The sequence below is a fragment of the Streptomyces sp. ITFR-6 genome (assembly GCF_031844725.1).
Taxonomy (GTDB): domain Bacteria; phylum Actinomycetota; class Actinomycetes; order Streptomycetales; family Streptomycetaceae; genus Streptomyces.
Genome location: NZ_CP134612.1, coordinates 6208266 through 6224132, shown reverse-complemented (window position 1 = coordinate 6224132; position 15867 = coordinate 6208266). Strand labels below are relative to the sequence as shown.

General features: G+C 73.4%; 4 protein-coding genes. 3 read left to right on the top strand and 1 reads right to left on the bottom strand.

Annotated features, from left to right (window positions below; translation table 11 throughout):
• Positions 1–3: 3 nt before the first annotated feature.
• Positions 4–3345, bottom strand: coding sequence for an AfsR/SARP family transcriptional regulator (locus RLT59_RS28400; RefSeq protein WP_311306015.1), 3342 nt, complete (start codon positions 3343–3345; stop codon positions 4–6).
• A gap of 783 nt (positions 3346–4128) precedes the next feature.
• Here RLT59_RS28400 and RLT59_RS28395 point away from each other — a divergent pair.
• Genes RLT59_RS28395 through RLT59_RS28385 form a run of 3 tightly spaced genes read left to right on the top strand, consistent with a single transcriptional unit; the run spans position 4129 to position 15826 of the window.
• Positions 4129–11001, top strand: a complete 6873-nt coding sequence (locus RLT59_RS28395) for an SDR family NAD(P)-dependent oxidoreductase (RefSeq protein WP_311306014.1) — start codon at positions 4129–4131, stop codon at positions 10999–11001.
• The gene (locus tag RLT59_RS28390) at positions 10998–15500 is read left to right on the top strand and encodes a type I polyketide synthase (RefSeq protein ID WP_399126255.1); all 4503 of its coding nucleotides are present in this window, start codon (positions 10998–11000) and stop codon (positions 15498–15500) included. The genes RLT59_RS28395 and RLT59_RS28390 overlap by 4 nt, the downstream gene beginning before the upstream one ends.
• Positions 15497–15826: an acyl carrier protein gene (locus RLT59_RS28385; protein ID WP_311306012.1), complete on the top strand. Its 330-nt coding sequence runs from the start codon at positions 15497–15499 to the stop codon at positions 15824–15826. The genes RLT59_RS28390 and RLT59_RS28385 overlap by 4 nt, the downstream gene beginning before the upstream one ends.
• The last annotated feature ends 41 nt before the right edge of the window (positions 15827–15867 follow it).

The window sequence follows — 15867 nt, the reverse complement described above, 5'->3', positions numbered from 1 at the left end:
CTTCTACTCATCCGCGTCCGCGAGCACCAGGGCGGTGGCCTCCTCCAGGGAGAGGCCACCGCCCTCGGCGTACGCGGCCTCGTAGGCACCGGCCCCGAGAACACCGCGGGCCAACTCCTCGGCCGCGGCGCGGTTGCCCCGCTCCATCGCCGTCGGCACGTGCCCGTCCGGCATCAGCGCCTGCCCGGCGCCCAGCAGCCGCGCCGAGAGGAGGGCCCTGCGCTCCCCGCCCAGCCCGCCCAACGCCCGCGCCACCGTGACCAGGTGGAGCACGCGCATATGGGGTGCCACCATCTGCCACAACCAGTCCTCGGTCCGCTTCATCCCCTCCCGGATCCGGGCCAGGGCGTCGGCGTACAGCCCGTCCTGGTTGTCCAGCCAGGCTTCGCCGCCCAGCAGAAACGCGTCGGAGAGCACTATGTGCGTGGACCCGAATTCCTCACGCATCACGGCGAGCTGTTCGCGAGCCTCGGCGGTACGGCCGGACATACCCAGCCACAGGGCGAGGAAGAACCGGGCGAACGCCGTCCCTTCGTGCCCCACGCCCCGCCCCTCGAGGAGCACATCCCGAAAGATCGCCTCGCCTTCCGTGCCGCGGCCGAGCTCGGTCAGTGCGGCGGCGTACCGGGTACGGAGCACCAGCACCTGGGACCGGGCGCCGAGCTTCTCCGCGTAACCGATCGCGGCCCGGTAGTCCTCGGCCGCCCGGGTGTAGTCGCCCACCTTCTCGTTGGCCTCACCGCGCGCGGAGAGCGCCTCCGCCGCGCCCCAGTCGTCGCCGAGACGACCGAAGATCTCCAGGCTCTCGTCGGCGTCCGCATGGGCCTCGCCCGCCCAGTCCGACCGGTTGGCCAGCATGTTGGCACGCACCTGGAGCGCGGAGGCCAGCTCCCAGTCGTATCCGAACTCCCGGGAGGCACGGACCCTCTCGTCCAGCAGTTCACGCACGTCCGAGATGACACCGGTGAAGATGACGGCGAAGAACCAGAGCGAACCCGGGCTGCGGCAGGTCTGCGGCTGGCCGGGCAGGTACGTGGCGGCGATGACCCGCAACCGCGCCATGCCGGGCTCCTTCGACCAGAAGTCCATCGCCTCGTCCATGCCGGCCAGCTGGACCAGCGCCACCTCACGCCGCGCCTCCCGGAGCAGCTCGGGGCCCATGGGCGGCGGCGCGTCGATACAGCGTTCATGGAGGGAGGGCGCGAGGCGGGCGGGCCCGGCGAACGGGTCGGGACCGAGTGCGGCGGCGGCCTTCGCCCACTGCAGGCCGTCGCTGCGCAGATCACGCATCTGCCAGTACCAGGCGAGCGAGAGCACGAGGCAGAGCGCCTCCTGCTCGTCGCGGGCGGCGACCGCCCGCCGCAGGGCGGTGCGCAGATTCTCGTATTCGCGCTGGATCAGTTCGAGGGCGGCGAGCTGTCCGGCGCCCCGGAGTTCGGGGTCGGTGGTACGGGCCAGCTCCCGGTAGAAGACGAGGTGCCGGCGTTCGACGGCGTCCCGTTCCCCCGCCTCGTCGAGCCGTTCGGCGGCGTACTCACCGACGGTCTCCAGGAGGCGGTAGCGCATCCCTCCGTCCCCGCCGGGCGCGGCGACGACGAGGGACTTGTCGACGAGTGAGCCGAGCACCCCGGCGAGATCGCACGAGTCCTGCGGCCGGTCCGCGCAGACCGCCTCGGCGGCGGCGAGGGTGCAGCCGCCGGAGAAGACCGACAGCCGTCTCAGGGTGGTGCGTTCGCCCTCGTCCAGCAGGTCCCAGGACCAGTCGACGACGGCCCGCAGGGTCTGCTGGCGCGGCAGCACGGTGCGGCTGCCGGTGGTCAGCAGGCGGAACCGGTCGTCCAGCCGGTCGGCGATCTGGCGCGGGCTCAGCATCCGCAGCCGGGCGGCGGCCAGCTCGATGGCGAGCGGCAGCCCGTCCAGCCGACGGCAGATCTCGGCGACGGCCGCCGCCGTCTGCTCGTCGGCGTCGGTCCGGAAGCCGGAGAGTGCGGCGCCGCCCCGGTCGGCGAACAGGCGCAGCGCCATCGGTTCGGGCAGCGGGTCGACGGGCCGGACGAACTCGCCCGGTACGCCGAGGGGTTCACGGCTGGTCGCCAGGACGGTCAGTTCCGGGCAGCGGGCCAGCAGATGGTCGGCGAGGGCGGCGGCGGCCTCGATGACGTGCTCGCAGTTGTCCAGAAGCAGCAGCATGCGGCGCCCGGAGCAGTGCTCGACGAGCCGGGCGAGCGGTTCGCCCGCGCCCCGTTCGGTGGCCCGGAGCTCCTCGGCGCCCGCACCGCGCAGCACGATCTCCCGGCCGCCGAGCGCGGTGAGGACGGCCTCCGGCACCGATCCCGGATCGTCGACCGGCGCGAGCTCCGCCACCCAGATCCCGTCCGGCCAGGCGGCGGAGCCGACGGACTCGGCGGCCTCCTGGGAGAGCCGGGTCTTGCCCGCGCCGCCGGGGCCGAGCAGGGTGACCAGCCGGGCCCGGGAGAGATCGCCGCGCAGGGCGTCGATGTCGCTCTCCCGTCCGACGAAGCTGGTGAGCCGGGCCCGGAGGTTGCCGTGCGGGATGGCGGGGGCGGGGCGGCCGGGGCTCGGAGGCCGGGCGGCCGGGGTCGCCGGGACGGCCAGGCGCGCCGGTTCCTGGCGGAGCAACTCGGCGTGCAGGGCGGTGAGTTCGCCTCCCGGGTCGGCGCCGAGCCGGTCGGCGAGCACGGTGCGCACCTCCTCGTACGCGGCCAGCGCCTGGGCGGTACGTCCGGCGTCGCGCAAGGCCCGCAGCCGCAGTAGCTGGAGCGGTTCGTCGAGGGGGTGCTCGCCGCAGAGCGCGGCCAACTCCGGCAGCATCTCCTCGGCCCGGCCGAGGGCGAGCGCGGCGGTGAGGCGGGTGCGGCGGGCGTCGAGCCGCCGGGCCGTCCAGCGGACCGCGACGGTGCGGCGGTCCGGGAGATCGGCGAGGACCGGCCCGCGCCACAGGCCCAGCGCGTCTTCGAGGATGCTCACGGCCCTTGCCGGATCACCCTCCTCCAGGGCCCGCGCCCCCTCCCCCGCAAGCCGTTCGAACCGGTACAGGTCGACGGTGTCCGGTTCGGCGGCCAGTCGGTAGCCGCTCTCCGCCGAGGCGACCGCCGTATGGCCGAGCGCCCGCCGGAGCCGGCCCACGAGTGCCTGGAGGGCGCCCGGCGCGTCCGCGGGCGGGTCCCCGCCCCACACCTCGTCGACGAGCACGGTGGCGGGCACCGTCCGGCCGGCCCGCAGCGCGAGAACGGTGAGCAGGGCGCGCAGCCGCGCCCCGCCGATGGTGACGGCCGTGCCGTCGTCGCGGAGTGCCTCAGTGGTACCGAGGATGCTGTAGCGCACGGGCCCATTGTCCGTGACCAGGGCCACAAGCGGGACCGCCGCCCTGCCGCGCCCGTGCGGCCCGTCCGCGTTTCCGCCCTTCATGACCCCACCCTTCATGGAACCACCGGCCCGACGCGAGGCATTTCCCGCGTGTCGCCCGTACGGCCGGGACTCGCCGCCGAACCGCCGCCCGCAGGGCCGACGGCGCCCGCGCCGGCGCCGGTCATCACGGCGCCGGCGAACTCACCGTCCGGACGACCCAGGGCTCAGGGCCTTTCGAGCCTCGCCTGCACGGTCGCGTGAGGCCGAGAACGGCGAGAGTGCGGATGTGGTCCCGGGCTGTCCGGCGGCGATATCGCGGACGGTGGTGACCGCCGTGGACCGGCCACCGCCGGCGGCGTCCTGTCCGGTATCCGCCGGTCATACCGGTCCTTCTCGTGCGCCGGGCGGCCGCCGGCCCCGACAGCGTTCGGCGCACCGGCATCCCAACCACGCTGCGTAACGAAGAAGGGAGATCCGGCGAAGCTCCCGTTCCACGCAGTGTGTTCTCGGACACATCGAGCGCCACCCACCCCGCGAACCAGGTGGCACTCACATGACACACGCGTGACTTGCGCATGACAGAACCTGCGCGCCGACGTGAGAAAGTCCACTTATTCCACCATGGAGGCCTTTGGGTGCCACGCCCACGTAACGCGCGTAGACAACGGGGCGCCGGTGACACACCGTCACGTGTTGACCCCTTTGAGTCTTCCCCAGTTAACTACGGCCGACCAACTCCCCCTCGAACGAGGAGACTTCATGCCGACGCCGTTACCCGACGCGCCCTGTGGACTGTCGGCACCGGACCTCGTCATCGCGGTCAACCCGCTCCACCACCCTTCTCCCCGGCTCACCGCCGCCGCGGCTCGGGCGGGCGCACTGGGTGTCCTGGAGCTGCCCACAGGTGACGCACGCCGGACCGAAGAGCTGCTGGAGCGGACGAACCGATGGACCCGGGCGCCGTTCGGTGTGCGGATACGCCCCGGCTGCCTGCTGCCGGGCGACGGAACCGCCGGCTCGCTCCCCGAGGGCGCGGCCACCGTCCTGCTGGCCGACGCCGCGCGCCGGCCGAAGCAGTTCCCCGGCCGGCGGGTTCTGGTGGAGGTCACCGACCTGGCCGAAGCGCACCGGGCCGCTCGCGCCGGCGCACACGGCCTGGTGGTCCGCGGCCATGAGAACGGCGGCCGGGTCGGCGAGCTGAGCACGTTCATTCTCCTCCAACAGGTCCTGGCGGACGCGACGTTGGTGATCCCCGTGTGGGCCTCGGGGGGAATCGGGCCGCACAGTGCCGCCGCGGCCGTCGCAGGGGGAGCGGCGGGCGTCGTGCTCGACACCCAGCTGGCCCTCTTCGACGAGGCGGAGCTGCCCGCGGGCGTGGCGGACGCACTCCGCGGACTCGACGGCTCCGAGACGGTGGTGCACCACGGTCAGCGGGTGCTGCGCCGGCGGGGCCCGCACGCGCCCCGGCTCCCCGAGAGTCCGGCGGAGTTCGCCGCCGCGGTCGGCTCGGACGATCCGCGTGTCCAGTTCCTGCCGGCCGGCCAGGACGTCTATCTGAGCGGATCGTTCGCCCGGAACTACACCAACGTGTCCCTGGCCCTGCGGGCGGTCCGCCATGCCGTGGCCGAGGCACTGGCGGACAGCGGCCCCGCCACCGTACTGGCCGCGGGCTCGCCCGGCGCCCGGACGCTCGGCACGACGCTGCCCGTCGCCCAGGGACCGATGACCCGGGTGAGCGACCAGCCCGGCTTCGCGGCGGCCGTGGCGGCCGAGGGCGGACTGCCTTTCCTGGCGCTGGCACTGTCCGGACCCGGACGCACCCGCTCCATGCTGGAGGAGACCAGGGAACTGCTCGGCGACGCCGCCTGGGGCGTGGGCATCCTGGGCTTCGCGGACGAAGCCGTGAAGGACGCCCAGCTGGACGTGGTCCGGGAGCTGAGGCCCTCGCACGCGATCATCGCCGGCGGCAGACCCGCGCAGGCCGCGGCCCTGGAGGCCGAGGGCATCACCACCTTCCTGCACGTGCCGTCCCCCGGCCTGCTGCGGCAGTTCCTGGCAGCGGGGGCCCGCCGCTTCGTCTTCGAGGGCGCGGAGTGCGGCGGCCATGTGGGTCCTCGTGGCAGCTTCCCGCTGTGGCAAGCGCAGACCGAGGTCCTGCTCGACTTTCTGGCCGACTCCGGCGGCCGGTCCGCGGGCGAACTGACCGTGCTTTTCGCGGGCGGCATCCACGACGAGCGGTCCGCGGCCATGGCCGCCGCCCTGGCCGCTCCGCTGACCCGCGCCGGCGTCGGCTTCGGTGTGCTGATGGGCACGGCGTACCTGTTCACCACGGAGGCGGTAACGGCCGGAGCGATCCAGCCGCTGTACCAGCGCCAGGTGATCGCCGCACAGCGCACCGACCTGCTGGAGACGGCCCCCGGGCACGCCACCCGCTGCGCGCACTCCGCCATCACCCGCGACTTCGCGGCTCTCAAGGCCGAGCTGAGCGAGCGCGGTGTCCCCGACCGGGAAGCCTGGGAACAGCTGGAACGCTTCAACGTCGGCCGGCTGCGGCTGGCGTCCAAAGGCATCGAGCGAGTCGGCGAGAACCTGCTGACGGTGGACGAGGACCGCCAGGCGGACGAGGGCATGTTCATGGCCGGAGACGTGGTGGTGCTGCGGCACGGCACCACGGATGTGGCGGCCCTGCACACGTCGGTGACCGAGGGCGCTGGCCACCGGCTGCGGGAGCGTGTCAGGAGTCTCCGACCGGATACGGCCGACCGGGCACCCTCGCCCGCGCCGCTGCGGATCGCGGTGGTCGGCATGGCCGGCATGTTCCCTGGCGCCACCGACCTGAGCGAGTTCTGGGCCAACGTCCTGTCCGGCAAGGACTGCGTGACGGAGGTCCCGGCACAGCGCTGGGACCCGGAGGTGTACTACGCGCCGGACGGCGACGGCGAGCGCACCCCGTCCCGCTGGGGCGGCTTCCTGCCCGAGATCCCCTTCGACCCGCTGGTCTACGGCATCCCCCCGGCTGCGCTCCCGAGCATCGAACCCGTGCAGCTGCTGGCGCTCGAAGCGGCCCGCCGGACGCTGGTGGACGCCGGATACGACGCGCCGGGCACCGACCACCGGCGCACCTCGGTGATCTTCGGAGCGGAGGCGGGCAGCGACCTCTCCGGCGCCACGACGCTGCGCACCGTGCTTCCCGCGTACACCGGGAGCATCCCGGCGGGCCTGGACGAACAGCTCCCGAAGCTGACCGAGGACTCCTTCCCGGGCATGCTGGCCAACGTCATCGCGGGCCGCATCGCCAACCGGCTCGACCTCGGTGGCGCCAACTACACGGTGGACGCCGCCTGTGCCTCCTCACTGACCGCGGTGGACGCGGCCTGCAAGGAGCTGGTGACCGGTACCAGCGACCTGGTCCTGTGCGGCGGCGCCGACCTGCACAACGGCATCAACGACTTCCTGCTGTTCTCCTCGGTGCACGCGCTCTCCCCCACCGGCCGCTCGGCCACCTTCGACTCGAACGCCGACGGCATCGCGCTGGGTGAGGGCGTGGGCTGTGTGGCCCTGAAGCGGCTCGCCGACGCGGAGCGGGACGGCGACCGGATCTACGCCGTCATCGACGGGGTGGGAAGTGCGAGCGACGGCCGCGCGCTGGGACTGACCGCACCCCGCCCGGACGGCCAGCGGGCGGCGCTGGCGCGGGCGTACGCCTCGGCCGGCATCTCGCCCGCAGAGGTCGGCCTCATCGAGGCGCACGGCACCGGCACCGTCGTCGGCGACCGAACCGAACTCGCCACCATCACCGAGTTCTTCACCGAAGCCGGTGCGGGGACCGGCAGTTGCACCATCGGCTCGGTCAAGTCGCAGATCGGGCACACCAAGTGCGCGGCAGGCATGGCCGGCCTGATCAAGACGGCGTTCGCCCTCCATCACGGCATCAAACCGCCCACGCTGCACCTGCGTGAGCCCAACGCGGCGTGGGAGCAGGAGACGAGCCCGTTCGCCTTTCACACCGAGGCACGCCCCTGGGCCTCGGAGCCTGCCGAGCGGATCGCCGGGGTCAGCGCCTTCGGCTTCGGCGGCACCAACTTCCACGTGGTGCTGCGCGCCCACGACCAGGCGCCGGCGTCCCACGCACGCGACAGCTGGCCCGCCGAGCTGTTCGTGTTCCGTGGCAAGGACGAAGAGAGCGCCGCCCGTACCGCACGGCGACTGCTCGACCTGCTGGAGCGGGGCGGGGACTGGCGGCTGCGGGACTACGCGCGTCACGCGGCACTCCGCGCCGACCGGGCAGCGCTGAACGAGGAGCCGGTCCACTTCGCCGTGGTGGCCGATGCGCTCGAAACGCTGCCCGACCTGCTGAAGCGGGCGGTCGATGGTGAACACTCCCCCGGTGAAGGCCTGTTCAGCGCAGCACTGGAGCAGGAGGGCCTGTACGGGGACACCGGGACCGCGCCGGGCGGTGCGCTGGCGTTCCTCTTTCCCGGCCAGGGCAGCCAACGGCCCGGGATGCTGGCGGATCTCTTCGTCGCCTTCCCCGAGTTGCACCGCTACCTCCACCTCGGCCGGCAGTGGGCCGGGGACCTCTATCCGTCCGCCGCCTTCGACGCGGACACGAAGGCCGCGCAGCTGGCCGGGATCACCGACACGACCGTGGCGCAGCCCGCGCTCGGCATAGTCGAGCTGGCCGCCGCCGACCTGCTGGGCAGCCTGGGGGTGCGGCCCGCGATGGCCGCGGGGCACAGTTACGGCGAGCTGGCGGCGCTGGGGGCCGCCGGGGTCTTCGCGCCGGAGGAGCTGCTGGCGGCGAGTGCCGCCCGCGCCGCGGCGATCATGGGTGCGGTCGCGGACGGGGACCCGGGATCGATGGCGGCCGTGAACGCCGGTGCCGAGCAGGTCCAGGAAGTCCTCCGGTCGGCCGGCACCGTCGGGAACGTCGTGGCGGCGAACCTCAACTCGGCTTCTCAGACGGTCGTCTCGGGGCCGACCGAGTCGGTGCTCGCGGCCTGCACCGCGCTGCGGGAGGCAGGCCACTCGGCCAAACAGCTCCAGGTGGCCTGTGCCTTCCACAGCCCCCTGCTGGCGGGTGCGGCCGAAACGTTCGCCGGACATCTGGCACAGGTCACACCGCATCCGCCCGCCTTCGACGTGTGGACGAACCGGACCGCCGGACGCTATCCGGCCACGCCCGAGGGCATCCGCGAGTCGCTGGCGGCGCAGATCGAGGCGCCGGTGCGCTTCGCCGAGCAGATCGAGGCCATGTACGAGGCGGGCGCGCGGGTCTTCGCCGAGGTCGGGCCGGGCCAGGTGCTGTCGCGGCTGGTGGACGAGGTCCTGCGCGACCGTCCGCACCGCACCGTGCCCGTGGCCGCCGGGCCCCGCGACGGACTGCGCTCACTGCTCGACGCGCTGGCCCGGCTCGCGGTCCTGGGCGTCGATGTGCGCGTCGCCCGGCTCGTCCAGGGGCGGGACACCGTCGACCCGGAGACCGCCACCGCCACGCGTGCCCCCGGGTGGACGGTCGACGGCCACCTGCTGCGCCGCGCCGACGGCGCCATCGCCCCAGGCGCACTTCATCCCGCCCGCCGGATAACGGAGTCGATCGTGTCGGAGCATCAGCAGAACACCGGCGCCCTGTCGGGCCCCGATGCCCTCATCGCGGAGTTCCTCCGCAGCAGCAGGGAGATGGTGGCGGCCCAACGGGATGTGCTGCTGCGCTATCTGGGCGCGCCGGACGGGTACGAAGCCGTACCCTCGCCGACGCCCCTCGCCCCGGCGTACGCGGGAACCGTCGGCTACGCTCCGCCGCAGCTTCCCGTCGCGGCTCCCGCGGAGCCGTTGATTCCCGACGCCGCTTCGACCGCGCCCGTCAGGGACGGGGCGTACGTGCTGGACACCGTCCTCGGCGTCGTCGCGGACCGCACCGGCTACCCCGTGGACATGATCGAACCCGATCTCGACCTCGAAGCCGACCTCAGCGTCGACTCCATCAAACGCGCCGAGATAGCGGGCGAACTCGCCGCCCGCCTCGGCCTGCCCACCAACACCCCCGAGGGGCTCGACCAGCTCAGCTCCGCCCGCACCGCCGCCACCCTCACCGGCCTCCTCGTCACGGCGCTCGGCGGCGGTGACCCCGGTCCCGGGGCCGACGCGCCCCCGGCGGTGTCCGCCCCCGTGCCGGCCGCGCCCGACGCCGTCGAACCGGAGATCGTCGCCCCCGTCCGGCTGGAGTTCACCAAGGAGGCACTGCCCGAGGTGACCGGCTCGGTGCGGGCCGGGTCCCGGATACTGCTGCTCGGCGGTGGAGCCTTTGCCGAGGCGCTGGCGGACCGGCTGCGCACCATCGGTGCCGAACCGGTGACCGCCGACGACGTACCCGACGACGTGCCCGGCACCGTGCTATACCTGGGCGCGCTGGACGCGGACACGCCACCGCTGCCCGGAGCCCTGCCGCTGTTCCAGAAGGTTCTCGCGGCCGCTCCCACCCGGCTGGTCGCGGTGGAGCGGCGCGCGGTGGGTGCGGTCAGTGGCCTGCGCGGATTCTTCCGCACGGTCGCCCGGGAGTACGCGGAGTGCGCCGCGACCCTGCTGGAGGTGGGCGACACCGCCGGCGCGGAAGCCGTCGCCGCCACCCTGCTCGTCGAGGCAGCCGCCGAGGACCGGGAGCCCGTCGTCCTCACCGACGGCACCACCCGGTGGGGGCTGCGGCTGACCCCCACCGGTCTCGGCGCACTCGCCGACACCGGGGCGGGGCCCGCCGGGGACGGCGTCTCGGAGGCGCAGGCCATCGGCCTGGACGGGGAGGCTGTGGTGCTGCTGGTCGGCGGCGCGCGCGGCATCACCGCCGGCTTCGCCCGTGCGCTGGCCGCCGCGAGCCGCTGCCGCCTGATGCTCATGGGACGCACCCCGGTGCCCACGGAGGCCGAGGACCCGCAGACGGCGTCGGCACAGAGCCGCGACGCGCTGCGCCGCGCGCTGCTGGCGACGGGGCTCACCCGGCCCGCCGAGATCGAGCGCAGGCTGAACGCCCTGCTGGCCGCCCGCGAGGTGCGCGAAACGCTGCGGGACCTGCGGGAGTTGGGCAGCGAAGCCCGCTACCACTGCGTGGATGTGCTGGACACGGAGGCCGTCAGCACCGTCGTGAAAGGTATTCACACCGAGTACGGCCGCTTGGACGGGGTCGTCTGCGCGGCAGGGGTGATCGAGGACAAGCTGATCGCGGAGAAGACCGCGGACTCCTTCGAGCGGGTCTTCTCCGTCAAGGTCCGGGGAGCCGAAGCCGTACTGGACGCGGTGGACGCGCTGCCGGCCGGCCCGCACTTCGCGGTGCTCTTCGGGAGTATCGCCGCGGCCCTGGGCAATCGCGGCCAGTGCGACTACGCCACCGCCAACGACGCCCTGGAGGAGCTGGGCCGGCGCTGGAGCAGGCCGGGCCGGCGCGGGCTCACCGTGCACTGGGGTCCCTGGGCGGCCCAGGAGACGGGCGGAGGCATGGTGACACCCGAGCTGATGCGCTCCTACGCGGCCCGGGGGATCAAGCTGATCGACCCGGCCGAAGGCCCGCTCAGTCTGCTGCGGGAACTGGCCTGGGGGCTGCCGGAGACCCACGCCACGGTCTACACCGCCTCGGGCTGGTGACGGAAGTGAGCGCACGCACCCCGGTCGCCATCATCGGGATGGGCGCCCTCTTCCCGGGCGCGGGCGACCTGGACACGTACTGGGCCAACATCGTCGGCGGCGTGGACTCCATCACCGAGGTTCCGGCCGACGGCTGGGACCCCGGCTTCTATGCACCGGGCGGCGCGGACAAGGACCGCAGAAGCGACCGGATCCACTGCCGGCGCGGTGGGTTCGTGGACCGGACGACCGAGTTCGACGTGGCCCGGTTCGGGATCATGCCGTCGTCGGTGGCGGGCACCGAACCGGACCAGCTGATCGCGCTGGAGGTGGCGCACCGTTCGCTGGAGGACGCGGGCGGCGACGGCGTGCTGCCGTCCGCCCGTGAGCGGGCCGGGATCGTGCTGGGCCGCGGCGGATACCTGACGCCCGGTCTGGCCCGACTGGACCAGCGGGTGCGCACCGCACACCAGTTGGTCCGGACGCTGAGCGAGCTGGCCCCGCAGCTCAGCGGCGGTCAGCTGGAGCAGGTGCGTGCGGCGTTCACGGACCGGCTCGGCCCCGAGCAGCCCGAATCCGCGATCGGTCTGGTACCGAACCTGGCGGCCTCCCGGGTCGCCAACCGCCTCGATCTGCGCGGCCCGGCCTACACGGTCGACGCCGCCTGCGCCTCCTCGCTGATCGCGGTCGACCACGCGGTTCGTGAACTTGCCTCCGGGCGCTGCGACGTGATGCTGGCGGGTGGCGTGCACCACTGCCACGACATCACGCTGTGGAGCGTCTTCAACCAGCTCGGAGCGCTCTCCCCCTCCGAGCGCATCCGCCCCCTGCACCGGGACGCGGACGGGGTGCTGATCGGTGAGGGCACCGGAGTGGTCGTCCTGAAGCGGCTCGCCGACGCCGAGCGGGACGGGGACCGGATCTACGCGGTCGTCACGGGCACCGGGGTGGCGAGCGACGGCCGCTCGGCGAGCCTGCTCGCCCCGGACCCGGGCGGTCAGGTTCGCGCGGTCCGCCAGGCATGGGATGCGGCGGGACTCGACCCCAGGGCCGCCGACGCGATCGGCCTGCTCGAAGCACACGGCACAGCGACCACGGCCGGGGACAAGGCGGAACTCACCACGCTGACCGAGGTGTTCGGGCCCGCCCAAGGTGGTGAACGGGCGGCCATCGGCTCGGTGAAGTCAATGATCGGCCACACGATGCCGGCCGCGGGGATCGCCGGTCTGATCAAGGCGGCACTGGCGGTGCACCATGGGGTGCTCCCTCCCACGCTGCACTGCGACGACCCGAATCCGGCTCTCGACGGGACCCGGTTCGCCCCGCTGGCCCGGACCCGCCCCTGGCGGGACCCGGAGAGCGGCGCGCCACGCCGGGCGGGGGTGAACGCCTTCGGCTTCGGCGGCATCAACGCCCACGTGGTGCTGGAACAGCCGGTGACGTCCACCACCAAAAGGGCGCCCAGGGCGACGGCGAGAGAGCCGGAGCGGGTGCTGCGGCTCGCCGCCGACAGCGTCGAGGAGCTGGCGGCGCTGCTGACCGGGGACGACGCCGCGGTGCTGGCGTCGGGCCGGGACGAGCGGGTCCCGGGCGGCGGCCCGGTGCGCCTGGGCATCGTCGACCCGACGGAACGCAGGCTGAAGCTGGCCCGCAAGGCCGTTGCCCGGGGCGTGCCCTGGCGTGGCCGCAGCGATGTGTGGTTCACCCCGCGGCCGGTGCTGGGGACCGCGGGCGGCCGGACCGTGTTCGTCTTTCCCGGCCTGGAAGCCGAGTTCACTCCGCGCGTCGAGGAACTGGCCACACGGTTCCAGCTGCCCTGGGACCCCGGCTCCGCCGCACGCGTGGACGACGTGGGCCGGCACGGTGCCGCCGTCTTCCAGCTCGGCCGGTTGCTGGACACCTCGCTGCGTCGGCTGGGCGTGGTCCCGGACGCCGTCGCCGGGCACAGCGTGGGCGAGTGGACGGCCATGGCCTGCGGCGGCATCCACACAGCACCCGAGGTCGACGCCTTCCTCGCGGGCTTCGACCCGGACGCGCTCCGGGTGCCGGGCGTCGCCTTCGGAGTACTGGGCATGCCCGCCACGCGGGTGCTGGAAGAGCTCGCCGGCCGCGAGGACGTCGTGCTCTCGCACGACAACGCCCCGAATCAGTCGATGATCTGCGGCCCCGAGGACGAGGTGGCCGCGCTGGTGAGCCGCTTCCGCGGCCAGGGCATCATCTGCCAGGTGCTGCCGTTCCGTTCCGGCTTCCACACTCCACTGCTCGCACCGTATCTGGGTCCGATCCGGGCGGCTGCCGAGCGCTACTCGCTCAACCCGGCCACCACCCCGGTCTGGTCCGCGACCATCGCCGCTCCCTTTCCTTCCGAGCCGGATGCCGTACGCGAGTTGTTCGTCCGTCATCTGCTGGAGCCCGTCCGCTTCCGGGAAACGGTCCTCGCGCTCCACGACGCCGGCTTCCGGGCGTTCGTGCAACTCGGCGCGGGCCAACTCGGTTCGCTCATCGACGACACTCTCGCCGGGCGGGACCGGCTGGTCGTAGCCGCGCACTCCCCGGCGCGCGACAGCCTGGCGCAGCTGCGCCGGGTGGTGACCGCGCTGTGGACGGAGGGCGCCTCCCCCGAGGCCGGCCCGCTGCTCTCCCGGACAGCGGCCGAACACGGCGCGGTCACGGCACGGCATGCCTCGGGCCGTCCGGGCGTACAGCTGGATCTGAGTGGGGCGCTGGTCTCGCTGCCCGCCCGGATGCACGGCATGGTCGCCCCGGCACTCCGCGACAGCGCCGCTCCGGCGACTCCCGCTCCGGCGCACGACCCGCTGGGCGCCGAGCTGTCCGCGCTGCTCGACGACACGGCATCGGCGGCCCGGGAGCTGATCGGCGCCCGCAGCCTGGCCCGCCGCACCCCACCGGTCCGGCCGAGGCACCCCGCTCCGGCCCGTCGCCCCGCAGGACCCCCTCCGCCCGCCGGATCCCCGGCGCCGACCGTGCCGCAGGAACTGCGGGTGGATGTCGCCGAGATGCCGTACCTGCTGGACCACTGCTTCTTCTGGCAGCGGCCCGGCTGGCCCGAGGAGGGGGACCGCTGGCCCGTGGTGCCGGCCACCACGGTCATCACGCATCTGATGCGGATCGCCGAACAGGCCCGCCCGGGAACGCGCGCGATCGCCGTGCACGAAGTGCGGCTGCTGAAGTGGATCGCCGCGATTCCCTCGGTGCGGGTTCCGGTGGAGGTGCGGGACGTGGCACCCGACCGGGTGGAAGTCGCCCTCACCGGCTACTCACGCGCGGTCGTCGAGTTGGCGCCCACCTATCCGGCCGCCCCCGAAATCTGGCCCACCGACCCCGCTACGGAGCGCGAACCCGACTTGCGGGCCGCGCAGTTGTACTCGGAACGGTGGATGTTTCACGGGCCCCGCTTCCAAGGTGTGAGCGAACTGCGGGCCGAGGCCGACCACTACGTACGAGGGGTGCTGACCACACCCGAGGCGCCCGGCGCGCTGCTGGACAACGTGGGACAGCTGCTCGGCTACTGGATCATGTCGAAGCACGACGAGCGCACCACGGTCTTCCCCGTGGGCATGGACCGTATCCGCTTCTTCGGCCCCGACCCCGCCCCCGGCACCCGGCTGACGTGTGCCGTCCGCATCACCGAGGTGACCGGGTCCACCCTCACCGCGGACATGCAGCTCAGCCATGAGGGCCGGGTGTGGGCCGAGTTCACGGGCTGGCAGGACCGGCGCTTCGACAACGACGCGACCATGCGTGCGGTCGACCGTTTCCCGGGGAGCAACACCCTCTCCGCGCCACGGCCCGGCGGCTGGCTGCTGGTCCATGAGCGCTGGCCCGATCTCGCCACCCGCGAGCTGGTGATGCGTTCCATGCTGGGACGCGCGGAACGCGGGGTGTACGAAGGGCTGCGGCCCATGGTGCGCCGCCGCTGGCTCCTGGGCCGGATCGCGGCCAAGGACGCGGTGCGCACGCTCCTGTGGCAGGAGGGCCACGGCGACCTCTACCCGGCGGAGATCGCCGTGCGCAACGCCGCGTCCGGCCGGCCGGAGGTCAGCGGGGAGCACGGATGCGACGTGGGGGCGGGCCTGGTCGTGTCGATCGCGCACTGCGGGGAGATGGGTGTGGCCATCGCCCGCCGCAGCCCCTGCGGGATCGACCTGGAGGAGATCTCCGACCGTCCGCGGGGTACGGCGCAGGCCTCCTGCGGCCCGGCCGAACTGGCCCTTCTCGACCGGCTGGTGGCAACGAACAACGAAGGCGCGGCGGTCTGGTTCACCCGGTTCTGGGCTGCGAAGGAAGCCGTTGCCAAACGGCTCGGGAGGGGGCTCCAAGGGCGCCCTGCCGACTTCGCGGTGGTCTCCGCGACCCCCGAACGACTGCGGGTGGAGACCGGCGGCGCGCACTACGACGTGGAATGCACCGAGGTGAGCGGCGGTGTACGGGAGCCGGACGGACGGCGGTTCATCGTCGCCTGGACGGCGGACGACAAGACGACAGGAGATCTGGAATGAGTACCGAGGCGACTGAGCAGCCCACCACCGTCACGCGTGACGGCCTCTCGGAGAGGACCCTCTCCGACATCACGGCCCTGCTCCGCGACCTGCTGGCCGAGGAGGGACTCGACGACGTCGAGATCCACCGGGAGACCGCGTTCCACGACGACCTCGAACTGGAGAGCATCGACCTGGTCACGCTCGCCGGTTCGCTGCGTGAACTCTACGGCGAGCGGGTCAACGTCGCCCTGTTCGTGGCCGATCTGGAGCTGGACGAGATCATCGCCCTGACGGTGGGGCAGCTCGTCGACTACGTGGCGGATTCGCTACGAGCGGCACCGTGATCCAGGACTCCCCTCCTCTCCACGGCCGCTGTCCTCGCGCA